Origin of the sequence: Savagea faecisuis (assembly GCF_042675605.1) — a bacterium.
GTDB lineage: Bacteria > Bacillota > Bacilli > Bacillales_A > Planococcaceae > Savagea > Savagea faecisuis.
This window is the reverse complement of sequence record NZ_JBHTJF010000016.1, coordinates 20,188-45,750: the sequence shown is the minus strand read 5'-3', so window position 1 is coordinate 45,750 and position 25,563 is coordinate 20,188. Positions and strand designations below refer to the sequence as shown.

Below are 25,563 nucleotides of genomic sequence, written 5' to 3'. Positions count from 1 at the left end.
AAAGGAGCGTGATGGTGGTGAGTAAAATCAAACTCGCTTTAGATGTGGCAAGTGATCTAAAGTCACTCGCGGAAAGTATTGAAATTTTAGTTCAGGCAATGGAGATCAATGAATCTATTGATGGACAAGCCGAGAAAAAAGAGGAAGCTGTTCAGGTAGATGTAAGAAGTAAAGCTTCTAAAAGCAAAAATGCAACTCCAAAAAATGAACCAACTTTAGAAGATGTTCGAAAAGTGCTCGCGGAAAAATCACGGGCAGGGCATACCGCAGCTGTTAAGGAAGCGATTCAAAGCTTCGGAGTCAGTAAACTTTCCGAAATTGATGTTTCAAAATACGAAGCATTGTTGGATGAAGTGGAGGGGCTAATCACATGAGCCATGCCATATTATCCCCTTCTTCAAGTGAACGTTGGCTGAATTGTCCTCCGTCTGCTCGAATTGCTGAAGCGTCTCAAGATCGGACAAGCCCATATGCACAAGAAGGCATCGAAGCCCATGCATTAGGAGAACACAAATTGAAAAAGCTACTAGGCTATCAAACGAAAGATCCTACTGCGAGTCTCACATTCTACAACAAAGAAATGGAAGATTGTGCAGAAGGTTATGCGAATTATGTGATGGAACTGATTGGCGCAAAAACAAGCCCACTCGTTTGGATTGAACAAAGACTCGATTTGTCGGCTTTTGCAGAAGGTTCATTTGGAACAGCTGATTGTATCGTCATTGCGGAGGACGAGCTTCATGTAGTGGATTACAAACATGGGTTAGGGATTTTGGTAGATTCCTTTGAAAATCCGCAATTAAAACTGTACGGCTTAGGTGCGCTTCATCTATTTGATGCTATTTATGACGTTGAACGTGTTGTAGTGCATATCTACCAACCACGCCGTGAAAACGTCTCAGTATTTGAGATAAGTAAAGAAGCCTTGTATCAATGGGCAGAAGAGGTGGTCATCCCGACATCAAAGCTTGCTTTCAATGGTGATGGGAGCTTTCGAGCTGGTGATTGGTGTCACTTTTGCCCAATTAAAAATAAATGCCGTGAACGTGCGAATGCAACACTCAAAATCGCACAATCGGAATTTAAACAGCCCTCATTGTTATCGGATGAAGAAATAGATGAAGCCTTACAAAAACTTGATCTCATTGAGGCTTGGTTAAAAGATATTAAAGCATATGCCTATGCACGTGCAATGGGCGGGCAGAAATGGACGTCTGTAAAACTTGTGGAAGGCAGAAGTAATCGGAAATATACGAATGAAGATGCAGTTGCGGAAGTAGTGCAAGCAGCAGGTTTTGACCCTTATGAGAAAAAACTAAAGGGCATCACAGCGATGACAAAGTTGCTTGGTAAAGAAACGTTTCATGAATTACTCGCCAATCATATTGAAAAACCAAAAGGAAAATTAACACTAGCAGCACGTAGTGATAAACGACCAGAAGTTGAAACAATCAATATGGAATTTAAAAAGGAGACGAAAAAACTATGAGAAATCAAACAAAAGTTGTAACAAATCCTGTAAGACTATCTTATGCACATGTGTGGGAGCCACATTCAATTCAAGGTGGGAAAGAGAAGTACTCTGTATCCCTTATCATTCCAAAAGAAGATACGGAAACAATTGAAAAAATCGAAAAAGCGATTGAGGCAGCAATCGAACAAGGCATCGGGAAGTTTGGAGGAAAGAAACCAAACAAAGGTGCATTGAAACTCCCGCTTCGTGATGGTGATGTGGAAAAAGACGATGCAGTGTATAAAGATGCGTATTTCGTGAATGCGAATTCTTTGACCGCTCCGCAAATCGTGGATACCAATGTCGAACCCATCTTAGATCGTTCGGAAGTTTACAGTGGGGTTTATGCGAGGGTGTCCATTACATTTTATGCCTTTAATGTGAATGGCAATAAAGGCATTGCTTGCGGTCTTGGCAACATCCAGAAAATCAAAGATGGCGAGCCACTAGGTGGAGGAAGCAGCGCAAATGATGATTTTAAGAGTGTAGCCGATGATGACTTCTTATCCTAAGCGCTTGTTCATTGATATTGAGACGTTTTCGTCAGTGGATTTGATGAAAAGCGGTGTGTATAAGTACGCAAAGTGTGAGGATTTTTCTATCCTCCTCTTTGCTTATTCAGTAGATGGTGAAGCGGTTGAAGTAGTCGATTTGGCAAATGACGAGAATATCCCAACACATATCACACAGGCACTGCTTGATGAAAACGTGGAGAAGTGGGCATTTAATGCAAATTTCGAGCGAGTGTGTTTATCAAGCTATTTAGGTAAAACACTATCGCCTGATTCCTGGTATTGCACGATGGTTTGGTCAGCTTATCTAGGGCTTCCTTTATCACTTGAGGGTGTTGGAAAAGTACTAGGGTTAGACAAACAAAAACTTGCAGAAGGAAAAGCTCTCATTCGTTATTTTTCTATCCCATGTAAACCAACAAAAACGAATGATGGTCGAACAAGAAACTTGCCTCACCATGACCCCGTCAAATGGGAGCAATTTAAAGCTTACAACAAACGAGACGTGGAAACGGAACTTGCCATTCACGGGAAACTAGCACCTTTTCCAGTGCCTGAGATGGAATGGGAACATTACCATCTTGACCAACAAATTAATGACCGGGGGATTGCACTTGATCCGGTACTTGTAAATGCTGCGATTCGTATAGATAAAAAGTTGAAAGAAGAAAACATGGCAAAAGCAAAAAAGTTAACAGGACTTGAAAACCCAAATTCTCCAATGCAGCTGAAAGCATGGCTCGGGGAGCAGGGGCTTGCCATGGAATCTTTGGCAAAAAAGCATGTAGAAGAAGCACTTGAAACGGCAACTGGTTCTGTCAAAGAAGTGCTAGAGCTTAGGCAAGAGTTATCAAAGTCGAGTGTGAAAAAATACACAGCAATGGAAACTGTCAAAGGAGACGACAACCGTGCAAGAGGACTCATCCAGTTTTATGGCGCAAACCGCACGGGAAGGTATGCAGGACGCTTGATTCAAGTCCAAAACTTAAGAAGAAATAGTTTACCCGATTTAGAACTGGCAAGAAATCTTATTCGTGCAGGGGATTTAGAAAGTGTGGCACTTTTATATGATAGTCCGTCAGATATTCTTTCTCAGCTTATCCGTACAGCCTTTGTACCAAAAGCGGGCCATCATTTTATCGTCTCTGACTTTTCAGCGATTGAAGCAAGAGTCCTTTCCTGGCTTGCGGGGGAACAGTGGCGAATGGATGCCTTTTCAAGAGGTGAGGACATTTACTGTCAGTCAGCAAGTCAAATGTTTGGTGTTCCTGTTGAAAAGAATGGGGTCAATGGACACTTGCGACAGAAAGGGAAAATAGCTGAACTGGCCTGTGGTTATAACGGATCAGTCGGTGCTTTAAAAGCGATGGGAGCTACCCAGATGGGTCTTGAAGAAGATGAACTCCAACCAATTGTTGATGCATGGCGAGATGCGAACCCAAACATTGTCGGGCTTTGGTGGGATATTGACCGTATTACCAAAAACGTCATTCAAACGAGGACGAAGCAGCGTTTTGGTTGTCTAATATTTTCCTATGAAAAAGGGTTTCTTTTTATCCAGTTGCCCAGTGGTAGAAGACTTGCTTACGTAAAACCTCGTATGGGCATAAATCGCTTTGGTGGGGAGTCCATTACGTATGAAAATGTCGGACTTGGCCGTAAGTGGGAACGAACAGAAAGTTACGGGGGCAAGCTTGTAGAGAATATCGTTCAAGCCATTTCAAGAGATATTTTAGCAGAAGCCATGTTACGCCTCCGTGATGCAGGTTTTCAGATTGTGATGCACGTCCATGATGAGGTGGTCTTAGAAGTACCGAAGCATTCAGCTAACGTAGAAGAAGTGAATCATCTGATCGGTCAAAGTCCCAAATGGGCACCAGATTTACAGCTAGATGCTGAAGGATTTACTTGTGAATTTTATCAAAAAGACTAGGAGGAAAAACAATGCGAAATGATTTTTTTAATGCGAAAGGGTATCCAGACCCGACTGCTTATTTAGCAATTAAGGAGATGCTTTATCTTCCTATTGTTTATATTTGCTCCCCGTATCGTGGAGATGTGGAAACGAATGTGGGACGAGCAAGGACATATTCACGGTTTGCAGTATATAAGGGTGCGATTCCAATTGCACCCCACCTTCTCTTTCCACAGTTTATGGACGATGACAACGTTCAAGAAAGAGAACTCGCTATGAAAATGAACTTAATTTTACTCGATCGATGTGAAGAGATTTGGATTTTTGGAGATACGCTTTCACAAGGAATGGCCCGTGAACTATCGCGGGCAAAACGTAAAAATAAAACCATTCGAAATTTCACAACAGATATGGAGGAGATTCATCCATGAGAGCCATGCATTTATATACAGCACCAACAGTTGGAAGGGAAAATAGTCTGTCATTTTCTAATCAAGCCGTCATTACAGATGAACATAGTTTACGAGACGCAGTTGCTTATGACCATGTCTGTGCAGAATTTGATAAACATCAACGCTCAAGTGCCAATTTTCTAGCAGCGGACAATGTAGTGTTGGATTTAGATAACGATCACTCCGATGACCCACAAGACTGGATTGACATGACGGACATCACCACCGCCTTTCCAAATGTGTCCTGTGTTGTTGTTTCCAGTCGGAATCATCAGAAACAAAAAGGGAATTTGTCTGCAAGACCACGTTTTCATGTGTATTTTCCAACCGAGGTCATCACGGATGCCGAAGAATATAAGCAATTGAAAACAAAAATTGCGGATACGTTCCCGTTCTTTGACCGCAATGCGCTCGACAGTGCTCGGTTTATCTTTGGAGTAAGTCACCCTGATATTCTTATCCATGACGGTGACCAACTCATCACAGAATTTTTAATCGATGATTTTGAAGCATGGGATGCAGACCTTGATAAAATCACTGAAGGTAGCCGCAACAATACGATGAGCCATTATGCAGGTCGGGTAATTATTCGATACGGCGATACAGATGAGGCAAAAGCATTGTTCGATGAAAAAGCAGCTCTCTGTGAACCACCACTTCCCGATGAAGAACTAGCGCTCATTTGGCAAAGTGCTTTAAAGTTTGGTAGAAAAATAGCTTCTCTTGAAGGATACATTCCGCCTGAAAAGTATCATATGGATTTTCTTTTAAAGCCATCCGAGTATTCAGATATTGGACAAGCAGAGGTTTTTGTACAGGAGTACGAGACAAAGGTGCGCTATTCCCCGTCTACGAAATACCTCGTTTATAACGGAAGCTACTGGGAAGAATCCGATTTAAAAGCACAAGGCTTATCACAAGATTTGGCTATAAGGCAAGTGGAGGAAGCGGAGAGTCTATTAAAAAAGGCAAGAGCCGAGATGAAAGAAAATGGTGCACTTGATTTACTAGAAAGTTTACCAACTAAAAAAGCCATCACTCTTTTTAATAAAGCACAAGCACATGCTTATCGGCAGTACTTGACAGCTGAAAACTATAAGAAATATGCCGTTAAGCGAGGAGATACTCGTGCTATTCATGCAACGACAAAAGAAGCGAAAACAAGACTTGAGATTTATCCTGGTGCGCTTGATAGCGATGAATTTCTACTAAATACCCCGTCACATACGCTAGATTTAAAAACGGGCGAACGCTTTGAACATCATTACGAGCATTTTATCACGAAACAGACAGCAGTTGATCCAAGTGATGATAATGCAGATATTTGGCAAGATGCCTTAAAAGTATTTTTTGAAGATGACCAAGAATTAATTGAATACGTTCAAAAAGTTGCTGGGCTTGCGACCATTGGGAAAGTATATGTAGAAGCGATGATTATTGCCTATGGAGACGGACGTAATGGAAAGTCGACCTTTTGGAATGTTATCTCTCGGGTGCTTGGTAATTATAGTGGCACAATTTCAGCAGATATTTTAACAGTTGGCTTTTCACGCAATGCAAAACCAGAACTTGCAGAAGCCAAGGGGAAGCGCCTGTTGATTGCTGCAGAGCTAGAAGAAGGCATGCGTCTCAATACATCTAATGTGAAGCAGTTAAGTTCAACGGATGAAATTAATGCGGAGAAAAAGTATAAAGATCCATTCAAGTTTGTCCCATCTCACACACTTGTACTGTACACAAACCATCTCCCAAAAGTAGGGGCGGTCGATGCGGGAACGTGGAGACGACTGATTGTGATTCCATTTCAAGCGAAAATCGAAGGTTCCTCAGACATCAAAAACTATGCCGATTACCTTTTTCATGAGGCAGGTGGAGCAATCCTTCAGTGGATCATAGAAGGAGCAGGACAAGTTATTCAGGATGGGTATAAAATCAAACAGCCGAAAGTCGTCCAGGATGCCATCCAAAAGTACAAAGAAGCCAACGACTGGTTCCATCATTTCATCACAGAACGTTGTGAGGTGGGGGAAACGCTAGAGGAAAAGTCTGGAGAGTTGTACCAGGAATATCGAGCTTTTAGTATGAGCGTCGGTGAATATGCGAGAAGTACCGCTGAATTTTATACCGCACTTGAAGGGGAAGGATTTGAAAGAAAGCGCACAAAACACGGCAGAATGGTCTTAGGACTTCAATTAAAATCTGAATTTAACTAAAAGGTGACACTCGATGACACCTATATATATAACTTTTTTATAGTAATAGATAAAAAGTAAATATATAAAAAGATAGGGCTAGGGGTGTCATCGAGTGTCACCACTAATGGAGGCGAGAAAAATGTTTGTCCAATTTATGATGGAAAACTATCTAAAAGATCAAAGTCCAATAGGCGACTTGGCAAGAGATATAAAATGTGATGCTACTTTTCCTGAAAATGCAGATACAGAAGAAGCTATTCAAAATTACCTTGAAGCGGAAGGCGCATGTTGGCAGTGTATCGATGCTTTCTTGCAGGCTTGGGAGGCATATACATGCTAGAAAAAGAGTTAGAGAGAAAACTTGTGAAAGAAACGAAAGCATTTGGCGGTCTGTGCATAAAATTCACTTCCCCATCTCTCATGGGTGTGCCTGACCGCTTGGTACTTTTACCTCGTGGCAAGATGGGGTTTGTTGAGGTAAAGCGTCCGGGGGAAATACCACGACCGTTACAGCAAAAGCGCATGAAACAATTAAGCGACCTAGGCTTTCCTGTGTTTGTGTTGGATGATGAAAAGAAAATCGCAATCATCTTGCAAGCGATTGGAGGTGATGCCGAGTGAAGTTCATACCACATGAATATCAAAGTTATGCAATTCGTTATATTGAAGAGAAGCATACAGCCGCTATATTCCTTGATATGGGCTTAGGTTAGGTAAGACAGTAATCACACTAACCGCCCTTCAGAATTTATTGTTTGATGCCTTTGAAGTACGAAAGGTGCTGGTGATTGCACCGCTTCGAGTCGCAAAAGTGACATGGCCAAGTGAGATTGAAAAATGGCAACATCTAAAAAACTTAACATACGCTGTTGCGGTCGGTAGTAAAGATGAGCGGCTAGAAGCTTTACAAAAACAAGCAGACCTCTATTTTATCAATCGGGAAAATGTCGATTGGCTCGTCAATCAAAGTGGACTTCCCTTTGACTATGACATGGTAGTAATCGATGAGCTTTCTAGTTTTAAATCCCATCAGTCCAAACGTTTTAAGTCCCTTTTAAAAGTTCGACCGAAAGTAAAACGAATAGTTGGACTAACAGGGACCCCAAGCAGCAATGGTTTGATGGACTTGTGGGCGGCTTTTCGAGTGCTTGATATGGGCGAAAGGCTCGGACGTTTCATTGGGCATTACCGAGAAACGTATTTCAAACCAGATAAACGCAATGGAGCAATTGTTTATTCCTATAAACCTCTGCCTCATGCGGAAGAAGGAATTTATGAAAAAATAGCGGATATGACCGTATCGATGAAATCAGAAGATTATCTCACGATGCCAAAGCTTGTGATGAACGATGTGAATGTATACTTGTCAGAAAAGGAAAAGCAAATCTATGAAACATTAAAAAAAGAACTCGTTGTCAGCATTCAAGATAAAGAGGTGGATGCGATAAACGCCGCAGCATTATCCAATAAACTATTACAAATGGCAAGTGGTGCTGTTTACGATGAAACGAAACAGACGATTGCCGTGCATGATAAAAAATTAGATGCGTTAGAAGATTTGATTGAAGGCGCAAATGGAAAACCCATTTTAATAGCTTATTGGTTCAAACATGACCTTGAACGGATAAAGAAGCGTTTCAAAGTGCGAGAGCTAAAAACGAAAAGTGATTTTACGGCATGGAATGAAGGTGACATTCCAATTGCGCTTATCCATCCAGCATCAGCGGGACATGGTCTCAATTTACAAACAGGTGGTTCAACACTTGTTTGGTTTTCATTAACATGGTCGCTTGAACTTTATGAACAAACAAATGCCAGGCTCTATCGGCAAGGGCAAAAGGAAACAGTTATCATTCACCATCTCGTCACCGAGGGAACAATCGATGAACAGGTTGTTCAAGCATTGAAGCGGAAAAGTAAAATACAAAACTCACTAATTGACGCAGTGAAAGCAAACTTGGGGGTGAGGGCTTGACACCAAAATACTATTTATCTCAAGCATTGTACTTGGATCAACGAATTGACAGCAAACTAGAACAAGTGGATGCTTTAAACGCACTAGCAACGAAAGCCACATCAACTTTAACGGATATGCCTAAACACAAAAGTGTAAGCACATCATCATTAGAAGACATTGTCGTTAAAATTATCGACCTACAACAAAGCATTAACCAAGATATCGATACCCTCGTTGATTTGAAAAGAGAAATCATTCAAGTGATTCAAGCGGTGGATGATAAAGAACTCCAAACACTTCTTGAAAAACGGTATTTGAATTATTGTTCTTGGGAACAAATTGCAGTAGAAATGAAATACAGCATTCAGCACATCTATCGTCTTCACAGCCGTGCGTTGAGTAAAATATCGATTCCACAAAAAGATGAGAGTAAATGTTGTTGAATGAGAGTTGCAGGCTTTGATATAGTTAAAATAGCGAAAAATAGAGTACACCCTGGGGGGAAGTTAGTATCCTTCGGGGTGTTTTTTATGTGGTTGGGAAGAATAATACACGGAGGGACTAGTCGCATGATTAGTCTTTTGGTTTGAAATAAAATCTGATAGAATAGTAGGTAGCCGAAATTGTTGGGGTGAATGGTTGTCACTTTTCCTTTTCCATCACGGGAAAGGAGGTGATTAACATGGATACTTTTCTTGAGTTTTTAAAAGAAGCCCTGAAAGGAATGACGCGAGCAGTCAGCGCACATTTATTTCAGAAAGCCTTTTTAGACAAAAAGAAAGCCACCCCGCGCCGTCGCAAGCATAAGGGTGGTTCTCAAAACAAAAATTAACTTTTAAATGACAACCACCCACCTTGACGGTAGAGGCTGCAGAGGGAAGAGTTAGCGCTCTTCTCTCTGTTATTATCTATATCCATTCTAACTGAAAAATATGCTCGTTTCAAGGAATTGTTTCTCGAATGAAATGAAACTTACGGGAAGATTGTTCAGCCGTATTGCATTTTCATAAAGATGAGAGTAAATGTTATGGAATGAGAGTTGCGATCTTTGATATAGTTAAAGTAACGAAAAATGGAATTTGCCCTAAGAGATTTTATATTCTCTTGGGGCATTTTTAATAAATATTATTGTTTTACTCAAAAGTGAGTAAAACCGTGAACGTTTTTTGATGTGAGCATGAAACAGTATCAGTATAGAAAAATATCCGAAAGCCTTCGTGAGGGAATCCTTGCGTTGGCTTTTTTGTGTTGGAGGTGAAAGTGATGCCAAGGAAACCGAAGCGACCTTGTTCCCAACCCGGTTGTCCAGAATTAACTCACAAACGTTTTTGTGTGGCACATGCCAAAGAAGAAGCGAGAAGGTACGAACGTTACCAACGTGACCCTGCAACAAGAAAACGGTACGGTCGGGCGTGGCGAAAGATCCGTGACCGCTTCATCAAAGCCAATCCGCTTTGTGAAGAATGCAAACGAAAGGGAAAGCTGACAACTGCACAGGAAGTACACCACATCCTTCCGTTGTCACGTGGTGGAACGCATGATGAAAGTAACTTGATGTCTGTTTGCACACCTTGTCACTCTTCTATCTCAGCACGTGACGGAGATAGGTGGGGGTAGGGGGGTATCTATCTCTAAACCCTTACAAACGTACAACGGACGGGTGGGCTCACGCAAAAAAAGACCGGTTCAAACAGGGTATTAACCCCCGTGAGAGAAATTGAGGTGAAAAAATGGCTAGGGACGGAACTTACCGAGGTGGTAGAAGGGCTCGTGCAGGTGATAAACCTTCCCCACTCTATGAAAAAATCGCAAAAGGACAACCAGCTAAAATACTAGAAATTCCAGACATACAACCTGAATCAATGCTTGAAGGTAGTGAGCTAGAAGTTGATTCATATTTTGCAGGAGAAGAAATGCCGCACCCAAGTGATTACTTAAGCGCACAACAAAGAGACGGACAGCCGCTAGGGGCAGACCTTTTATATATAGAAACATGGAACTGGCTAAAAGCAAGGGGATGCGAACAGCTTGTTAATCCAAGACTAATCGAATCCTATGCCCAAGCTTTTACAAGATATATTCAGTGCGAAGAAGCAATCAGTACATATGGATTGTTAGGAAAACACCCAACGACGGGCGGTGCCATTTCAAGTCCATTTGTACAGATGAGCCAGTCATTTCTAAAACAGGCAAACCTTTTGTGGTATGAAATATTCGATATCGTGAAGCAAAACTGTACGACAGAATTTATTGGCAACCCACAAGATGACATGATGGAAGCCTTACTATCGGGGCGGAAAAGGAGATAACAAATGACACTACACGTATTTTTAAAGGATTTAAATCATCAAAAACAAAAGCTAACCAAACAACAATATAAAACAATTCGTGGACAAGCCTTGGCAGGTGATGTTCAAGGTGCAAGTAAAGGACTTAGAAAATTAATGCGTTAGAGGTGAAAGAGATTGAATCAAAAGAATCGTTATACAGAAGAATTACAACAAATCGAGATTGAAAAACTAGTGCCTTATGCAAATAATTCTAGGACACACAGCGAGCATCAACTTAAAAAGTTGCAATCTAGTTTAAGAGAATTTGGTTTCATCAATCCAATTTTAATAGACCGAGAACATAATATTATCGCAGGGCATGGTAGGGTTTTAGCTGCTAAGGCAAATGGGATGGAGTCCGTTCCGTGTGTTTATGTAGACCATCTTAGTGATGCACAAAAGAAAGCGTATATTATCGCAGATAATCGTCTAGCTGAAGATGCAGGTTGGGATGAAGCCTTGTTAGCTGTAGAACTCGAACACTTACAAGAGCTTGAATTCGACCTAGACTTGGTTGGTTTTGATGCAGATGAACTGGATAAATTACTGAATAATACAGAAGGTGTGGAAGATGATGACTTTGATGTCGATGGTGAATTGGAGAAACCTTCCATTTCAGCTCTTGGTGATGTGTGGCTTCTTGGAAGACACCGATTAGTGTGCGGGGATAGTACGAAAAAAGCAACCTTCGACCTTTTGATGGAAGATAAAAAGGCAAATTTAGTGGTCACCGATCCACCTTACAATGTTGACTATGAGGGCAGTGCGGGGAAAATAAAAAATGATAATATGGCAAATGAACAGTTTTACCAGTTTCTTTTAGATGCTTTTACAAATACAGAAGATGCTTTAGCGAAAGATGGCAGCATTTATGTATTTCATGCGGATACAGAAGGTTTGAATTTCCGCAGAGCATTTGAAGAAGCTGGTTTTTATTTGTCGGGAACTTGTATATGGAAGAAACAATCCATCGTACTTGGTCGCTCACCTTACCAGTGGAAACATGAACCTATCTTGTTTGGTTGGAAAAAGAAAGGACGGCATCGTTGGTATTCTGATAGAAAACAATCGACTATTTGGGAATTTGATAAACCGAAACGAAGTGCAGATCATCCAACCATGAAACCTGTTCCTTTAATTGCTTATCCAATTACAAATTCAAGTCTAACGAACAGTATCGTACTGGACCCATTTGGTGGATCAGGTTCCACGTTAATAGCGGCTGAACAAACGGATCGGATTTGCTACACTGTTGAACTCGATGAGAAATACTGTGATGTAATTGTTAAAAGATACATCGAGCAAGTTGGAACGGATGAAGATGTGTATGTCATTCGTGATAATCAAAAAATTTCTTATAGCGAACTTGGGGTGAGTGCTAGTGCGTGAACTGACCTTAGGTTCGCTTTTTGATGGTTCAGGTGGTTTTCCACTCGCAGGTTTACAGTGTGGAATCACTCCAAAATGGGCATCTGAAGTTGAACCATTTCCAATACGAGTGACGACAAAAAGAATCCCCCAGATGAAACATTTAGGGGACATCAGTTCAATTAACGGTGCTGAAATAGAACCAGTCGATATAATCACTTTCGGTTCACCCTGTACGGATTTGTCCATTGCAGGAAAACGTGCGGGGTTAGACGGGAAACAGTCCTCCCTGTTCTATCAAGCGATTCGAATTATAAAAGAAATGAGGTGTAAAACAAATGGCGAAAATCCAAAATATGCAGTCTGGGAAAACGTCTGTGGTGCCTTCTCCTCCAACAAAGGAGAAGACTTCAGAAGTGTCCTCGAAGAATTCTGTCAGATTAAGAACGCGGAAGTTACTATCTCTAAACCAGAAAAGTGGGAAAACGCAGGAGAGATATTGGCAGACGACTACTCAATTGCCTGGCGAGTGCTTGATGCGCAATATTGGGGAGTACCCCAGCGTAGAAAACGAATCTTTCTTGTCGCAGATTTTACTGGACAACGTGCATCCGAAATATTATTTGAGCGAGAGGGCATGTCAGGGAATCTTAAGGCGAGCTGCCAAAAGGGGAAAGGAACTGCCGCCAATATTAAAGCAAGCACTGGAGAAACAAGCGAATTCTGCTTAAATGACCAAGGTGGAAGTCGAATGGATGTGACAAATGGTTTCACTGGGACATTACGAGCACAATCAAATCATCCGCCACTCGTATTTGAAAATCATGGACGAGATGCACGAGTAAAAGGTCCCGTTGAAACTGCGCAAACTGTACTTTCTGTTTATGGGACAGGTGGAAACAATCAGCCATTTGTTTTAAATCAACATAAAACCTATGATGTTCGCTTTACGTCTGAAGGGACAAGGAATGTGCGGGCGAATGTTTATGAAAGTGACATCTCACGAACAATTGATACATCTGGAAATATTCCCGACAGCAATCAAGGTGGGATTGCCGTTGTAAGCACAAAACAATGTACTTATTCGTCTAGTAAAAATTCTCACTTTACAACCGCTGAGGAAGAACTCGCAAGTACATTAGTTGCAACCGATTATAAAGATCCACCACTCGTGAATGATGACCATCTACTTGTTCGAAGAATAACACCTACAGAATGTGCTAGACTTCAAGGTTTCCCTGATGACTGGTGTGACAATTTACAAGAAGAAAACCCAAGTGAAGAGGAAGTTGCCTTTTGGGAGCAAGTTTGGGAAACACATCGACAACTCGTTAGTAAAAATAAACGACCCAAAACAAGAAAGCAGATTTTAAAGTGGTTAAAGCAGCCACATTCTGATACTGCTGAATATAAAATGTGGGGAAATGGAGTCGCATTGCCGTGCGTCTTTTTTGTGTTAGCTGGTATTGCGAAAAAAGAAATTCAGTAAAACCCTCCATATAACTTGATATAAACACCTTTTAGAGTGATAGATGGAACAATCCTATATTGAAAGGTGGTTAGTTAAATGGATGTACAACCCCTGATGCTTCAAAGGCTAAGAAAGGAATACCAACCTGGAAAAAGGGTTCAGTTACTCGAAATGGCCGATCCATATTCAAAATTAGAGCCTGGAGTGAAAGGAACGGTTCGACATATTGATGATATTGGCACAATTCATGTTTCTTGGGACACTGGAAGTACACTTGGCATTGTGTATGGAGTGGATAAGTGTCTAAAAATCGAACAGTGAAAGAGTAAGTCGAATAAGTGTATATAAACCTTGCTATAAAAGCCTTTTAGAGTGATGTATGTATGTAACAAAAACACACTTTGATAAGGAGCGAGGAGTATGTTCGACACAAAATTTGGCATCGAAATTGAATTCACAGGCATCACAAGAGAAAAAGCTGCAAAAGTCGCTGCGGAATTTCTAGCAGGCGAGTACATCGAGGGCGGTACTTATTACGACAAGAAGAAAGTAAAAACGCCAGACGGACGCATTTGGGAGTTTGTTTATGACGGAAGCATTCGCACACAAGTGAGCCGAGGAGGCAGACGGACAAACGCCGATCGCAAATACAGCGTAGAAATAGTCAGCCCGATTTTAACCTACCGAGAAGACATTGAAACGTTGCAAGAACTAATTCGTAAGATGCGAAAAGCGGGAGCCTTCACAAACGCAACTTGCGGGATACACATTCACTTAGACGGGAGTCCACACACACCGAGAAGCATTCGTAACTTTATCAACATTGTCGCAAGCCGAAATGACCTTTTTTACAAAGCGTTGGAAATTGGGCGGGAACGGATGCATTATTGCAAAAAGATGGACAGCCTTTTGGTTGAAAAGCTGAACAAGAAAAAGCCTAAAACAATGCGAGAACTTGAGGATATTTGGTATGAAGGCTACAGTGAAAGCAGAAGCAGGCATTACCATAACAGCCGCTATCATTTCCTGAACTTACACAGCTTTTTCACTAGAAACCATACAGTCGAATTGAGGGGCTTCAACAGCGTGTTACACGCAGGCAAAATCAGAAGCTACATTGTTTTAGCCCTTGCGATGAACAACCAAGCACTCACACAAAAGAGCGCTTCATCCATAAAGCCACAAGTTGAAAATGAGAAATTTGCCATGAGAACTTACCTTAACAGAATTGGCTTTGTAGGGGAAGAATTCAAAAACTGCCGGGAGCATTTAACGAAACCACTATCAGGATCATCAGCATGGCGGTTTCAGGTCAACTAAGACCTAAGCCGCCCACAAAACAAATGGAGAGTGACGACTATGAGTAAAAACAAATTATATCTAGCATATGGTTCAAATTTGAACTTAGAACAGATGGCGCATCGTTGCCCAAATGCAAAGGTTGTAGGATCTACTGGTCTGTTGGGGCACAGGCTCGTTTTTAGGGGCGCACGTGAAGGCGCAGTCGCAACCATCGAACCATCCAAGGGTGAAAGCGTACAAGCCCTTGTGTGGGAAATTACGCCGACTGACGAAAAGGCGCTAGATCGGTATGAAGGCTGGCCGCACCTGTATCGAAAAGAAACAATCGATGTACAGTTGGACGGGAAAATGGTACAAACTATGGTGTACATTATGAACGAAGGCCGACCGCTGAATCAACCAAGTGATTATTACTACAGTGTCATTTTGGATGGATACAAAAGTGCGGGATTTGATGTAGCTAATTTGAAAAATGCGGTTGCTGACTCTTTTGAGGAGAATGATGGAAAAAGCGAAAAGTAACTCGATCACAGAAGCTTGATGGAATTAAAACTGATTTAGATTTCGAACATTCTAATTTAACGTCATAAATGATGTAATCTTTTATGAATGTGTTGAATATAATGTATAGCAAGCTTAAAATTGGGGGATGTTATTGCTATTCACTTTTTTCATTCTCTGAACATCTGGATTTTTGTTTATCCGCTTGCTATAATATAATTAAGAGCGGAGAGGTCCTACCCTACAAGTGGACAACAAAAAGAACTGAGAAGTTCTGTCAAGAAAGATCGATTAAAAGCTGCGGTTACAATTACATCCTCAGCTTTTCTGTATGTAATTTGATAAGGTGTTAAAAGTCTTAAATTAAAGGGTATGAATAATCTCAAAAAACTTTTGCCTTGTTTTTTCTTTTTTTACGTATTATAATTAATTTGTAGCATATAATGTACGCAAGTGGCATTTTAAAAATGCTATATAACACAATAGACGTTAAGTGTTATATCCCCTTTACTCTAGGGGCTGAAAAATAATAAGAGTGAAATAACTATCCTGCTACGGACACACATATAGTAGCATACGTCTTCTAAAAGAATTTTTAAAAATGACTCTGGTAATTACTATCAGGGTCATTTTTTATAGGAGAAAGAACATATGGCTGGCTTGGTTGGTAGTAAAGATGATTATGCGAATTTAAGCAGTATCCCTACTGCAGATCAATTAACCCTTAAACTTGTACTAGAATATTATGATTCTTACATAGAACCTTATATTTATACATACACATCAAAAAATGAAGAGAAAATAGTTTTAAAATGCAGTCACACTAACTTCCCACATTTAATAGGACTGCATTATGCTGCAAATGCTAAATATGGAAGAAATCACGAGAAAGCAAAGCAGTTTAGAGGATTTAATGGATATAACGGCATAAAAAGTGGGAACATCACTAAACAAACAATAAAAGCAATTTATCCTAAGAAAAAAGAATTTTATAAAGATATGACCAAAAAGATAAGATATTTTTACAATTTGCATAAAGTATTAGAATCCCCTTTAGCGGTCTACTACAACAAAAATAAAAATGAAAAGAAAAAAAACAGTGATATAAATTGTGATGTACTCCTGTATAAAATTATTAATAACCAGTATATACATGTTGGTTTAGATGAAGAAGGTGGAAAGTACGTACCAAAAACTTTTTTAATAGAATCAGAGCCTATATTCATTGATGGTCAGACAGTTATTGAAATTGAAAAGTATGAAAAGATAAGGCATAGAAAAAACTAAGTAACTCTTAAAAAAAACATATTTTATTAATCCATCTGTTAAATAAGTAATTGTTGCATAATTTAATAAATATTCCAAGCTCAGATACTTCTCTGGGCCTTTTTGCTGTTCAAAATTATCGCTAGGAGGTGAGGAAAATTCGAAAATTGGAGGAATATAAACCGACCATTTATAAAGCTGATGGTTCGATATATAACGAAGAATCTGCTGATATGGCAGTGAATTTTATCAACTGTTTAAAACACACAAAAGGTGAATGGTTTGGGAAGAACTTTGATTTAATTGATTGGCAGGAGCAAATCATACGAGATATTTTTGGCATCATGAAACCGAATGGCTATCGGCAATTTAACACAGCTTATGTTGAAATCGCAAAGAAACAAGGAAAATCGGAACTTGCGGCTGCGATTGCTCTTCTTTTAACTTGTGGTGATTTTGAACATGGTGGCGAAATTTATGGATGTGCATCTGATAGGCAACAAGCCTCCATTGTATTTGATGTTGCCGTGGATATGGTCGAGCAGTCCCCTGCATTAAAGGCAAGAATCAAGCCTGTCCTTTCTCAAAAAAGATTAATTTATAAGCCACTCGGCAGTTTCTATCAAGTCCTTTCAGCTGAAGCTTATACGAAACACGGGTTGAACGTTCATGGTGTTGTGTTTGATGAACTTCACGCACAGCCGAATCGAAGGTTATATGATGTTATGACACATGGTTCGGGGGATGCACGGAAACAACCACTGTACTTTTTAATTACAACAGCTGGAAATGACCAACATTCCATTTGTTATGAAGTGCATCAAAAAGCAAAAGATGTGCTGGAAGGTAGGAAAATAGATCCAACTTTTTATCCCGTTATTTATGGTGCAGATGAAAGTGACGATTGGACAGATCCCAAAGTGTGGGAGAAAGCTAATCCGTCACTCGGTATTACCGTTGATATTGAAAAAGTAGAACAGGCTTGTGAAAGTGCCAAACAAAATCCAGCTGAGGAAAATTTGTTCAGACAGTTGCGGCTCAATCAGTGGGTGAAACAATCCGTTCGCTGGATGCCAATGGAGAAATGGGATAAGTGTGCTTTTCCAGTTGATCCCGACAGTTTAATTGGTCGAGAATGTTATGCAGGATTAGACCTGGCATCAACAACAGATATCACTGCATTTGTTTTGGTGTTTCCTCCTGAATATGAAGATGATAAGTATGTTGTTTTACCGTACTTTTGGATACCAGAAGAAAATATTACACAACGGGTGAATCGTGACCGAGTGCCCTATGATGTTTGGCAGCAACAAGGTCATATTCAAACAACGGAAGGAAACGTTGTTCATTATGCATATATTGAAAAGTTTATCGAAGAATTAGGGCATAAGTACAACATTAAAGAAATCGCCTTTGACCGATGGGGTGCTGTTCAAATGACACAAAATCTTGAGGGATTAGGCTTCACTGTAGTCCCCTTTGGACAAGGTTTTAAAGATATGAGTCCATCATCAAAAGAATTAATGAAATTAACTCTGGAAGAAAAACTAGCCCATGGTGGTCATCCTGTTTTACGTTGGATGATGGATAACATTCATGTCCGAACCGACCCTGCGGGAAACATTAAACCCGATAAAGAAAAATCAACAGAGAAAATTGATGGTGCGGTCGCAACAGTAATGGCGCTTGATCGGGCAATACGAAGAAGTGGAACGGTCGGCTCTGTTTATGATAATAGGGGGATTCTTTTATTATGATCAAGTATAAGTTAGGATTACTTTGTTCTTCTAGGTTTACTTTTATGCTTGTTTTGCATATAATAGAAGCATGAAAGTAAAGAGGGTGAGTTAGATGGACTATCGTGAAATGCTTGAAACATTAATTGAAAAGAAGGATGGTCTAATTTTAACGAAAGATGTAACGGATGCAGGAATTCCACGTACGTATTTAGGTTCCTTGGTAAAAGAGAACATTTTGGAGCGTATGGCTCATGGAATCTACTTATCACGGGATGCATTTGAGGACGAATTGTATAGCCTTCAAGCTAGGAGTAGTCGGTTGATTTATTCTCACGAAACCGCCCTTTATTTGCATGGCTTAACGGACCGTGACCCGTTGCAGTGGGTAGGGACTGTCCCAACAGGCTATAATAGTACGAATTTAAAAAACGAAGGTGTCAAGGTTTACTTTATAAAAAAAGAACTTCATCAGATTGGAACGACAACTGGAAAAACTGAATTTGGTCGTGACATCACTTTATACGATAAAGAAAGAACCATCTGCGACCTCATTAGAAGTCGAAATAATTTGGATGCTGATTTAATCAATGAAGCTATTAGACGGTATGTGAGAAGTAAAGATAAAAACATCCCACTTTTGTTACGCTATGCCGAGCAGTTTAGAGTACATCGAATCTTACGAAACTATTTGGAAATCCTATTATGAAATCAGCCAGACAATTGAAAGACCTCATAAGAAATGTAGCGAAACAGAAAGATATTAACTCTCAATTACTGATGCGTAACTACATGCTGGAACGTCTCTTAGAAAGAATCTCAGTGTCAGAGTTAAAAGATAAATTTATTCTCAAAGGTGGTATGTTGGTAGCGGCATTGGTTGGTATTGATATGCGGTCCACAATGGATATGGATGCAACTATTAAAGGATTTCCAGTAACAGAAGATGCCTTAAAGGCTGCGTTTGAGAAAATATTGTCCTCGCCAGTCGATGATGGTGTTGAGATGAAGCTGACAAAGATTGAAACAATACGTGATGAGGACGAATATAACGGCTACCGACTTTCTATTCAATCAAAACTTGAAAGAATGACGATTCCGCTAAAAGTCGATATAACGACGGGTGATGAAATCACACCTAAGGAGGTAAGTTATAGTTTTGACTTATTAATTGAGGACCGAACAATTGAAATCCTAGCCTACAATATTGAATCCGTATTGGCGGAGAAGTTGGAGACGGTTATTTCGAGAGGTCTTGCCAATACAAGAATGAGGGACTTCTATGATATTCATATTTTGTTAAAGACCCAAGGAGAACGAATTAATCCAAGCGTATTATCCTCGGCAGTTCTTGCTACCTCAGAAAAAAGAGGTTCCACGCATTTGTTACAGGACGGTCCACAAACATTGGACGAAGTTTTTCAAAGCAGTGAATCCAAACAAATGTGGACACGCTACCAAAAACAATTTGTATATGCTGATGAAATATCATGGAATGAAATTAAAGATTCAACGTTATATCTATGGCATCTAATAGAGAAGTTATTATAAAGTTAAATAACATTCATGCTTATATTGAATATGAAGTAAGCATGAAAGTTTAAACTAATAGAAAAAGTTATAGCTAATGATCAACCATTGACTTATAAGAAGAATTGAAATGAAAGACTACCCAAGCATCTCTTTTGAGGTGTTTTTTTCATGCCCATTTTTAGGAGGTGACTCATATCAATTTATTTTCAAGATTATTTAAATCAAGAGCTGAACCAAAAAACAGCTGGCTTGGCTCTTCCTATCACTTTCTCTTTGGTTCCACGAATAGTGGAAAGATGGTCAATGAAAGTACAGCTATGCAAACAACGGCTGTATATGCTTGTGTCCGTATCCTTGCTGAAACGATAGCCTCTCTCCCACTTCACACGTATGTGAATACTGAAACTGGGAAGGAAAAAGCAAGGGGTCACCCATTATACTCATTGCTTTATGATTCACCCAATTCTGAGATGACTTCATTTGTGTTTCGTGAAACACTGATGGGTCATCTTTTATTATGGGGAAATGCTTACTCTCAAATCATTCGGGATGGACGTGGAAAAGTAATCGCTCTTTATCCCTTACTCCCTGACAAAATGGAAGTGAAGAGAAATGAAAACAGTGAAATTTATTACATTTACTCTGCTGATGGACAAGACCACCATCTAAGGAATACCGATGTTCTTCATATTTCAGGACTCGGGTTTGATGGCCTGATTGGATACTCTCCCATTGCCATGGCTAAAAATGCGATTGGTATGGCACTTGCGACTGAAGAATATGGGGCGAAGTTTTTCGCAAATGGTGCCAATCCAGGTGGAGTTTTAGAACATCCAGGGGTGGTGAAAGATCCTAAGCGAGTTCGTGACAGTTGGAATCAAGTGTATCAAGGCACATCCAATGCCCACAGGGTGGCAGTGCTTGAAGAAGGGATGAAGTTTTCACCCATTGGAATTCCACCCGAACAGGCACAGTTTTTAGAAACACGGAAATACCAGACTGAAGAAATTTGTCGAATTTTTAGAGTCCCACCGCATTTAGTTGGGGATTTGGAAAGAGCGACATTCTCAAATATTGAACACCAGTCGATTAGTTTTGTCGTTCATACGATTCGACCATGGCTCGTTCGTATCGAACAATCCATTAATAAAGCCTTATTTACTGATGAAGAAAGAAAAAAGTATTTTGTTAGTTTTGTTGTTGATGGGCTTCTTCGTGGTGACTACGAATCAAGAATGAAAGGTTATTCGATCGGCATTCAAAATGGTTTTATGTCCCCAAATGATATAAGGAGTCTAGAAAACATGAATCCTATATCAGATGAAGATGGTGGAAATATTTATATGGTGAACGGTAATATGCTGAAACTAAAAGACGTTGGTGCGTATGCAAATTTAGGGGGTGATGAAACTGAAGAAGTTTTGGAATTGGACAAAGAAAGAAGCGGGTAGAACATTATTTTTAAATGGAGTTATTTCTGAAGAAACCTGGTACGGGGATGAAATTACACCCAAGCTATTTAAAGATGAATTGCATCAAGGAGCGGGTGACATTGCCGTGTGGATTAATTCACCTGGCGGAGATTGTATCGCAGCTTCCCAAATTTACAATATGCTAATGGACTACAAAGGAAACGTCACGGTAAAGATTGACGGGATTGCCGCAAGTGCTGCGTCTGTTATTGCCATGGCAGGTACAGAAGTACACATTTCACCGACTGGTTTAATGATGATCCACAACCCACTCACGGTCGCTTTTGGTGACGAGAATGAAATGGAGAAGGCAAGTGCCATGTTGTCTGAAGTAAAAGAAAGCATCATCAATGCTTATGAACTAAGGACGAACCTTTCACGAAATGAACTGTCGCTCCTTATGGATAAAGAAACTTGGTTCAATGCGAAAAAGGCAGTTGAGTTAGGTTTCGCAGATAAGATTATGTTTCAAAATGAAGGTGATGAAATGGTGACTGAAGCGACTGCCTACAGCCATATGGTCGCAGTGAATTCGATATTAAATAAGTTACCAAAAAGGGAAAATGCCCTTAGTGGTACTTCATATAAAGAACTTTCGACAAGATTAAATTTACTCAAATAAATGGAGGTCATACAGAATGAATAAAATTTTAGAGTTAAGAGAAAAACGTGCGAAGCTTTGGGACAAAACCAAGGCTTTTTTAGATGAAAAGAAAAATGAAAAAGGGCTGCTTTCTTCTGAAGATACAGCGACATATGAACAGATGGAACAAGAAGTGCTGGCATTTGGAAAAGAAATTGATCGATTGGAAAGACAGTCCTTAATGGATCTTGAACTCTCGAAAGCAACGAATACTGCGATTGTGAATCAGCCGCATAAAGAAAAAGATGATACTGCTAAAACAGGTTTTGCTTCAAATGCTTATAAAGAATCAATGCTTACGGCTTTAAAATCAAACTTTAGAAGAGTGGACAATGTGCTCCAAGAAGGTATTGATACCGATGGTGGCTATTTAGTGCCGACTGAATATGACAATCGGTTAATCCAAGGGCTTGAAGAAGAAAACATTATGCGTAAATTATCTACCATCATTAAAACGGGTGCTGAAAGAAAAATCAATATTGCCGCAACAACTCCTGCAGCTGCCTGGATTGATGAAGGTGGGCAGTTAACATTCGGTAATGCGAAATTTGACCAGATTAATCTAGATGCCCATAAGCTTCATGTTGCGGTGAAAGTTACAGAAGAACTGCTCTATGATAATGTTTTCAACTTAGAAAATTACATTCTTGATAAATTTGCACGAGCACTTGCGAACGCTGAAGAAGATGCCTTTTTAAATGGCGATGGTACTGGAAAGCCAACGGGAATCTTCCATCCAACCGATGGCGGAGAAGTTGGGGTGACTGCTGCAGGATTAAAAGCTATTACTGCAGATGAAGTATTGGATCTCATTTATTCCTTGAAACGTCCATATCGTAAAAATGCAGTTTTCATCACGAATGATGCGACTCTTGCCCTTCTTAGAAAACTGAAAGATGCCAACGGTGCTTATATTTGGCAGCCTTCTTATCAAGCAGGTGAGCCTGATACGTTACTTGGCTATAAAGTGTATACATCAGCCTACGTGCCAACTGTAGGTGCAGGAAACCCAGTCATTGCTTTTGGTGATTTTAGTTATTACAACATCGGTGACCGTGGTTCACGTTCTTTTGCTGAATTGAAAGAGTTATTTGCAGGAAACGGGATGGTTGGTTTTGTCGCAAAAGAACGTGTGGATGGTCGTCTGATTCTACCAGAAGCCGTTAAAATCTTGAAGATGAAAGCCGCATAATAAGGTGATGAGGGTATGATCATTTCACTAGAAGAAGTGAAACTTTACTTAAGAATTGATGGGGATGAGGAAGATACACTCATCACCCATTTTATTTTAAGTGCTGAAGAAATTTGTGAAGATATTTTACGGTTTCCTTTAACCGATTATGTTGAAGTGCCAAAGGTAGTCATACAGGCCATTCTTTATTGTGTTGCCAATATGTATGAAAAACGTGAAGGTAGTTATTATTACATGAAAAATGAAAGTGGCAGTATTACCGAAACGGTACAAGTGATGACGTATATGTTAGCCAATCTTCGTAAGGAAAGCTGGTGATTTTTATGGAGATTGGTGCTTTAAATAAAAGGGTTACATTTCAAAAGTTATCCATCACTACTAATGAAAATGGCTTTGATGTGAAAGCGTGGGAAGATTTCAAAACTGTCTGGGCGCATGTCACGAATCTTCACGGACGTGAATATTTTGCGGCTCAAGCAGTACAAGCCGAACAGACCGTAAAATTTACTGTTCGTTATTTAAACAATGTAGATACAACGATGAGGATTCTGTTCAAAGGCAAATCGTATAACATCACGGCAATCGACAATATCAAATTCGACAATCGATTTCTTGAAATTAAGGCAATGGAGGTGGACATCAGTGGCTGATATGAAAGTAGACGGAATGGATCAATTACTAGCTGAATTAGAAACACTCGGAAAAGCCGGGTCAAGAATTGAAAATAATGCTTTAAAAGAAGCTGGTGATATTGTGAAAAGTTCGATTGTAAATGAAGCACCCGTCCGAAGTGGGAAATTAAAAGGGAGCATTACGGTATCACGAGTGAAAACAAAAGGCGGAGTTAAGCAAGTGGAAGTTGGGCCAGATAAGGATGGCTGGTACGGAAAATTTGTCGAATTCGGCACAGTGAAAATGAAAGCCAATCCTTTTATGGCTAGAGGCTATGAAAATTCCAAAGAGGAAGCCATGTCCACTATTGAAAAAAGCATCAAAGACGGTCTAGGCCTATGAGTATTAATCAAGACATTCTCTCAGCTCTTTCAGGCATCGAGGCTCCAGTGAAATTCCAAACTTATACAGGTAAAGCCGAAACTTATATTACTTTCTTCACCTACCTCGATAAAGCTGAACAACACGCTGATGATAAGGAAACTGCGACAGGGTACTATATTCAAATAGATGTCTGGTCCAAATCGGATTATACGGAAACCGTGAAAGAAGTACATCGGCACATGGTCAAAGCAAATTTTACTAAGTTAAATTTTTATGATTTATACGAAAGTGATACGAAAACATATCACAAAGTAATGAGATTTTTCAAGGAGGTCATCCAATGGCACAAGTCGGATTAAATGATTTACATTTTGCGTTATTAGAAGAAGATACAAAAGAAACACTCACCTATGCATCACCAGAAGATTTGGTCGGTGCAATTAATGCGACCATCAACCCAACGGTAAACACACAAGAAATTTATGCAGATGATCAGTTATGGGAATCCATCTCTGCACTTGGAAAAATTGATGTAGAAATCGAAACAGCAGATTTACCACTAAAAGTACGGGCGAAGATACTGGGCAATAAAATTGTAGATGGTGTATTAATCGAAAATAAAGCAGATGTTCCACCACACATTGCGCTCGGCTTTAAAAGTTTAAAGTCAAACGGGACATATCGCTACGTGTGGCTTTTAAAAGGTGTCGCTCAACCAATGGCAGAAGATTATTCAACTAAAAAAGATAGTGTTGAACACAAGATGCCGAAGTTAAAATTAACTTTTATGCCAAGGCTTCATGATGGGGAATGGAAAAGAACCGCAGATGAGGATAGTACAGAATTTCAAGGGGCGGAATTATGGTTTGTCAATGTTCCTGGGGGCGATAGTGAAATTGAAGGAGATGGAATGCATGGAGATTAAATTAAGGAACAAGACGTATGTCGCAAGCTTCATCTCCGCAAGAATGGTTAGACGAACGATTGAAGTGTCAAGTGGCATCAATTTTGAAAAATTGACCCCTGAAGAATTAGATAAGTTAATCGATTTTATTGTCGACCTATTTTCTAATCAATTCACACGGGATGATGTGTATGACGGTCTAGCGTCTAAAGATTTAATACCGACTATCACTACTTGCATCAATGAAGTAGTTGGCAACCTTTCAGCTACCACAGGAGGAGAAGGAAAAAACGACTAGAGGGGAA

At 40.0% G+C, this 25,563-nt stretch carries 31 protein-coding genes and 1 pseudogene; all 32 read left to right on the top strand.

What is annotated here, in order from left to right; all coding sequences use genetic code 11:
• Positions 1–17 precede the first annotated feature (17 nt).
• The 32 genes and pseudogenes from ACFQ0V_RS03940 to gpG all read left to right on the top strand — a co-directional run bounded on the left by ACFQ0V_RS03940 (position 18) and on the right by gpG (position 25,556).
• Entirely contained in the window at positions 18–374 is a 357-nt protein-coding gene (locus ACFQ0V_RS03940; protein WP_381009947.1) for an rRNA biogenesis protein rrp5, read from the top strand.
• Positions 371–1,489, top strand: a complete 1,119-nt coding sequence (locus ACFQ0V_RS03935) for a DUF2800 domain-containing protein (RefSeq protein ID WP_381009944.1) — start codon at positions 371–373, stop codon at positions 1,487–1,489. Before ACFQ0V_RS03940 ends, ACFQ0V_RS03935 begins: the two co-directional genes overlap by 4 nt.
• The gene (locus ACFQ0V_RS03930; RefSeq protein WP_381009941.1) at positions 1,486–2,025 is read left to right on the top strand and encodes a DUF2815 family protein; all 540 of its coding nucleotides are present in this window, start codon (positions 1,486–1,488) and stop codon (positions 2,023–2,025) included. Before ACFQ0V_RS03935 ends, ACFQ0V_RS03930 begins: the two co-directional genes overlap by 4 nt.
• Positions 2,006–3,958, top strand: coding sequence for a DNA polymerase (locus ACFQ0V_RS03925; protein WP_381009939.1), 1,953 nt, complete (start codon positions 2,006–2,008; stop codon positions 3,956–3,958). Before ACFQ0V_RS03930 ends, ACFQ0V_RS03925 begins: the two co-directional genes overlap by 20 nt.
• 11 nt (positions 3,959–3,969) lie before the next feature.
• On the top strand, positions 3,970–4,371 hold the full coding sequence (locus ACFQ0V_RS03920; RefSeq protein WP_381009936.1) for a DUF7768 domain-containing protein: 402 nt from the start codon (positions 3,970–3,972) through the stop codon (positions 4,369–4,371).
• On the top strand, positions 4,368–6,605 hold the full coding sequence (locus ACFQ0V_RS03915; protein WP_381009933.1) for a phage/plasmid primase, P4 family: 2,238 nt from the start codon (positions 4,368–4,370) through the stop codon (positions 6,603–6,605). Before ACFQ0V_RS03920 ends, ACFQ0V_RS03915 begins: the two co-directional genes overlap by 4 nt.
• Positions 6,606–6,726: 121 nt before the next feature.
• A complete protein-coding gene (locus tag ACFQ0V_RS03910) occupies positions 6,727–6,927 on the top strand; it encodes a sterile alpha motif-like domain-containing protein (RefSeq protein WP_381009931.1) in 201 nt (66 codons plus the stop codon).
• Positions 6,921–7,208, top strand: coding sequence for a VRR-NUC domain-containing protein (locus ACFQ0V_RS03905; RefSeq protein ID WP_381009930.1), 288 nt, complete (start codon positions 6,921–6,923; stop codon positions 7,206–7,208). Before ACFQ0V_RS03910 ends, ACFQ0V_RS03905 begins: the two co-directional genes overlap by 7 nt.
• A pseudogene (locus ACFQ0V_RS03900) lies at positions 7,205–8,562 on the top strand (SNF2-related protein). The gene ACFQ0V_RS03905 and the pseudogene ACFQ0V_RS03900 overlap by 4 nt, the downstream one beginning before the upstream one ends.
• Positions 8,559–8,987: a DUF1492 domain-containing protein gene (locus ACFQ0V_RS03895; RefSeq protein WP_381009927.1), complete on the top strand. Its 429-nt coding sequence runs from the start codon at positions 8,559–8,561 to the stop codon at positions 8,985–8,987. Before ACFQ0V_RS03900 ends, ACFQ0V_RS03895 begins: the two are co-directional and overlap by 4 nt.
• A 239-nt stretch (positions 8,988–9,226) precedes the next feature.
• Positions 9,227–9,376 (top strand): hypothetical protein, encoded by a 150-nt coding sequence (locus tag ACFQ0V_RS03890; RefSeq protein ID WP_381009924.1) that lies wholly within the window; start codon positions 9,227–9,229, stop codon positions 9,374–9,376.
• Positions 9,377–9,807: 431 nt separating this feature from the next.
• Positions 9,808–10,161 carry an HNH endonuclease gene (locus ACFQ0V_RS03885; RefSeq protein WP_381009922.1) on the top strand — a complete coding sequence of 118 codons (354 nt, stop codon included), beginning with the start codon at positions 9,808–9,810 and terminating at the stop codon, positions 10,159–10,161.
• 113 nt (positions 10,162–10,274) lie between these two features.
• A complete protein-coding gene (locus ACFQ0V_RS03880) occupies positions 10,275–10,853 on the top strand; it encodes a P27 family phage terminase small subunit (RefSeq protein WP_381009919.1) in 579 nt (192 codons plus the stop codon).
• A gap of 3 nt (positions 10,854–10,856) precedes the next feature.
• The gene (locus tag ACFQ0V_RS03875; RefSeq protein ID WP_381009916.1) at positions 10,857–10,997 is read left to right on the top strand and encodes a hypothetical protein; all 141 of its coding nucleotides are present in this window, start codon (positions 10,857–10,859) and stop codon (positions 10,995–10,997) included.
• 12 nt (positions 10,998–11,009) lie between these two features.
• A complete protein-coding gene (locus ACFQ0V_RS03870) occupies positions 11,010–12,263 on the top strand; it encodes a site-specific DNA-methyltransferase (protein ID WP_381009913.1) in 1,254 nt (417 codons plus the stop codon).
• Complete coding sequence (locus ACFQ0V_RS03865) at positions 12,256–13,731, top strand: DNA cytosine methyltransferase (RefSeq protein WP_381009911.1); 1,476 nt, start codon at positions 12,256–12,258, stop codon at positions 13,729–13,731. Before ACFQ0V_RS03870 ends, ACFQ0V_RS03865 begins: the two co-directional genes overlap by 8 nt.
• Positions 13,732–13,809: 78 nt before the next feature.
• Positions 13,810–14,034 carry a DUF4314 domain-containing protein gene (locus ACFQ0V_RS03860; protein ID WP_381009908.1) on the top strand — a complete coding sequence of 75 codons (225 nt, stop codon included), beginning with the start codon at positions 13,810–13,812 and terminating at the stop codon, positions 14,032–14,034.
• Between the two features lie 99 nt (positions 14,035–14,133).
• Entirely contained in the window at positions 14,134–15,033 is a 900-nt protein-coding gene (locus ACFQ0V_RS03855) for an amidoligase family protein (RefSeq protein ID WP_381009905.1), read from the top strand.
• Between the two features lie 39 nt (positions 15,034–15,072).
• Positions 15,073–15,537: a gamma-glutamylcyclotransferase family protein gene (locus ACFQ0V_RS03850; protein WP_381009902.1), complete on the top strand. Its 465-nt coding sequence runs from the start codon at positions 15,073–15,075 to the stop codon at positions 15,535–15,537.
• 630 nt (positions 15,538–16,167) lie between these two features.
• Positions 16,168–16,803, top strand: a complete 636-nt coding sequence (locus ACFQ0V_RS03845; protein ID WP_381009899.1) for a PBECR4 domain-containing protein — start codon at positions 16,168–16,170, stop codon at positions 16,801–16,803.
• Positions 16,804–16,940: 137 nt separating this feature from the next.
• Positions 16,941–18,539, top strand: a complete 1,599-nt coding sequence (locus ACFQ0V_RS03840) for a terminase large subunit (protein WP_381010003.1) — start codon at positions 16,941–16,943, stop codon at positions 18,537–18,539.
• A gap of 94 nt (positions 18,540–18,633) precedes the next feature.
• Entirely contained in the window at positions 18,634–19,227 is a 594-nt protein-coding gene (locus tag ACFQ0V_RS03835) for a type IV toxin-antitoxin system AbiEi family antitoxin domain-containing protein (protein ID WP_381009896.1), read from the top strand.
• The gene (locus ACFQ0V_RS03830) at positions 19,224–20,069 is read left to right on the top strand and encodes a nucleotidyl transferase AbiEii/AbiGii toxin family protein (RefSeq protein WP_449329113.1); all 846 of its coding nucleotides are present in this window, start codon (positions 19,224–19,226) and stop codon (positions 20,067–20,069) included. The genes ACFQ0V_RS03835 and ACFQ0V_RS03830 overlap by 4 nt, the downstream gene beginning before the upstream one ends.
• 176 nt (positions 20,070–20,245) lie before the next feature.
• On the top strand, positions 20,246–21,502 hold the full coding sequence (locus ACFQ0V_RS03825) for a phage portal protein (protein ID WP_381009999.1): 1,257 nt from the start codon (positions 20,246–20,248) through the stop codon (positions 21,500–21,502).
• Positions 21,456–22,145: a head maturation protease, ClpP-related gene (locus ACFQ0V_RS03820; protein WP_381009895.1), complete on the top strand. Its 690-nt coding sequence runs from the start codon at positions 21,456–21,458 to the stop codon at positions 22,143–22,145. The genes ACFQ0V_RS03825 and ACFQ0V_RS03820 overlap by 47 nt, the downstream gene beginning before the upstream one ends.
• A gap of 16 nt (positions 22,146–22,161) precedes the next feature.
• Positions 22,162–23,358, top strand: a complete 1,197-nt coding sequence (locus tag ACFQ0V_RS03815) for a phage major capsid protein (RefSeq protein ID WP_381009893.1) — start codon at positions 22,162–22,164, stop codon at positions 23,356–23,358.
• A 15-nt stretch (positions 23,359–23,373) separates the two neighbouring features.
• The gene (locus tag ACFQ0V_RS03810; protein ID WP_381009890.1) at positions 23,374–23,676 is read left to right on the top strand and encodes a head-tail connector protein; all 303 of its coding nucleotides are present in this window, start codon (positions 23,374–23,376) and stop codon (positions 23,674–23,676) included.
• Between the two features lie 5 nt (positions 23,677–23,681).
• Entirely contained in the window at positions 23,682–24,008 is a 327-nt protein-coding gene (locus tag ACFQ0V_RS03805) for a phage head closure protein (protein WP_381009888.1), read from the top strand.
• 1 nt (position 24,009) lies between these two features.
• Complete coding sequence (locus tag ACFQ0V_RS03800) at positions 24,010–24,372, top strand: HK97-gp10 family putative phage morphogenesis protein (RefSeq protein ID WP_381009996.1); 363 nt, start codon at positions 24,010–24,012, stop codon at positions 24,370–24,372.
• Positions 24,369–24,713, top strand: coding sequence for a hypothetical protein (locus tag ACFQ0V_RS03795; protein ID WP_381009886.1), 345 nt, complete (start codon positions 24,369–24,371; stop codon positions 24,711–24,713). The genes ACFQ0V_RS03800 and ACFQ0V_RS03795 overlap by 4 nt, the downstream gene beginning before the upstream one ends.
• On the top strand, positions 24,695–25,279 hold the full coding sequence (locus ACFQ0V_RS03790; protein ID WP_381009884.1) for a major tail protein: 585 nt from the start codon (positions 24,695–24,697) through the stop codon (positions 25,277–25,279). The genes ACFQ0V_RS03795 and ACFQ0V_RS03790 overlap by 19 nt, the downstream gene beginning before the upstream one ends.
• Positions 25,269–25,556 (top strand): phage tail assembly chaperone G, encoded by a 288-nt coding sequence (gpG, locus tag ACFQ0V_RS03785; RefSeq protein WP_381009882.1) that lies wholly within the window; start codon positions 25,269–25,271, stop codon positions 25,554–25,556. The genes ACFQ0V_RS03790 and gpG overlap by 11 nt, the downstream gene beginning before the upstream one ends.
• Positions 25,557–25,563 lie beyond the last annotated feature (7 nt).

Coding starts and splice junctions, on each gene's coding strand:
- ACFQ0V_RS03935 (WP_381009944.1), top strand. CDS start 371: ATGAGCCATGCCATATTATCCCCTTCTTCAAGTGAACGTTGGCTGAAT.
- ACFQ0V_RS03930 (WP_381009941.1), top strand. CDS start 1,486: ATGAGAAATCAAACAAAAGTTGTAACAAATCCTGTAAGACTATCTTAT.
- ACFQ0V_RS03925 (WP_381009939.1), top strand. CDS start 2,006: ATGATGACTTCTTATCCTAAGCGCTTGTTCATTGATATTGAGACGTTT.
- ACFQ0V_RS03920 (WP_381009936.1), top strand. CDS start 3,970: ATGCGAAATGATTTTTTTAATGCGAAAGGGTATCCAGACCCGACTGCT.
- ACFQ0V_RS03915 (WP_381009933.1), top strand. CDS start 4,368: ATGAGAGCCATGCATTTATATACAGCACCAACAGTTGGAAGGGAAAAT.
- ACFQ0V_RS03910 (WP_381009931.1), top strand. CDS start 6,727: ATGTTTGTCCAATTTATGATGGAAAACTATCTAAAAGATCAAAGTCCA.
- ACFQ0V_RS03905 (WP_381009930.1), top strand. CDS start 6,921: ATGCTAGAAAAAGAGTTAGAGAGAAAACTTGTGAAAGAAACGAAAGCA.
- ACFQ0V_RS03890 (WP_381009924.1), top strand. CDS start 9,227: ATGGATACTTTTCTTGAGTTTTTAAAAGAAGCCCTGAAAGGAATGACG.
- ACFQ0V_RS03885 (WP_381009922.1), top strand. CDS start 9,808: ATGCCAAGGAAACCGAAGCGACCTTGTTCCCAACCCGGTTGTCCAGAA.
- ACFQ0V_RS03880 (WP_381009919.1), top strand. CDS start 10,275: ATGGCTAGGGACGGAACTTACCGAGGTGGTAGAAGGGCTCGTGCAGGT.
- ACFQ0V_RS03875 (WP_381009916.1), top strand. CDS start 10,857: ATGACACTACACGTATTTTTAAAGGATTTAAATCATCAAAAACAAAAG.
- ACFQ0V_RS03860 (WP_381009908.1), top strand. CDS start 13,810: ATGGATGTACAACCCCTGATGCTTCAAAGGCTAAGAAAGGAATACCAA.
- ACFQ0V_RS03855 (WP_381009905.1), top strand. CDS start 14,134: ATGTTCGACACAAAATTTGGCATCGAAATTGAATTCACAGGCATCACA.
- ACFQ0V_RS03850 (WP_381009902.1), top strand. CDS start 15,073: ATGAGTAAAAACAAATTATATCTAGCATATGGTTCAAATTTGAACTTA.
- ACFQ0V_RS03845 (WP_381009899.1), top strand. CDS start 16,168: ATGGCTGGCTTGGTTGGTAGTAAAGATGATTATGCGAATTTAAGCAGT.
- ACFQ0V_RS03835 (WP_381009896.1), top strand. CDS start 18,634: ATGGACTATCGTGAAATGCTTGAAACATTAATTGAAAAGAAGGATGGT.
- ACFQ0V_RS03830 (WP_449329113.1), top strand. CDS start 19,224: ATGAAATCAGCCAGACAATTGAAAGACCTCATAAGAAATGTAGCGAAA.
- ACFQ0V_RS03820 (WP_381009895.1), top strand. CDS start 21,456: ATGAAACTGAAGAAGTTTTGGAATTGGACAAAGAAAGAAGCGGGTAGA.
- ACFQ0V_RS03815 (WP_381009893.1), top strand. CDS start 22,162: ATGAATAAAATTTTAGAGTTAAGAGAAAAACGTGCGAAGCTTTGGGAC.
- ACFQ0V_RS03810 (WP_381009890.1), top strand. CDS start 23,374: ATGATCATTTCACTAGAAGAAGTGAAACTTTACTTAAGAATTGATGGG.
- ACFQ0V_RS03805 (WP_381009888.1), top strand. CDS start 23,682: ATGGAGATTGGTGCTTTAAATAAAAGGGTTACATTTCAAAAGTTATCC.
- ACFQ0V_RS03800 (WP_381009996.1), top strand. CDS start 24,010: ATGAAAGTAGACGGAATGGATCAATTACTAGCTGAATTAGAAACACTC.
- ACFQ0V_RS03795 (WP_381009886.1), top strand. CDS start 24,369: ATGAGTATTAATCAAGACATTCTCTCAGCTCTTTCAGGCATCGAGGCT.
- ACFQ0V_RS03790 (WP_381009884.1), top strand. CDS start 24,695: ATGGCACAAGTCGGATTAAATGATTTACATTTTGCGTTATTAGAAGAA.
- gpG (WP_381009882.1), top strand. CDS start 25,269: ATGGAGATTAAATTAAGGAACAAGACGTATGTCGCAAGCTTCATCTCC.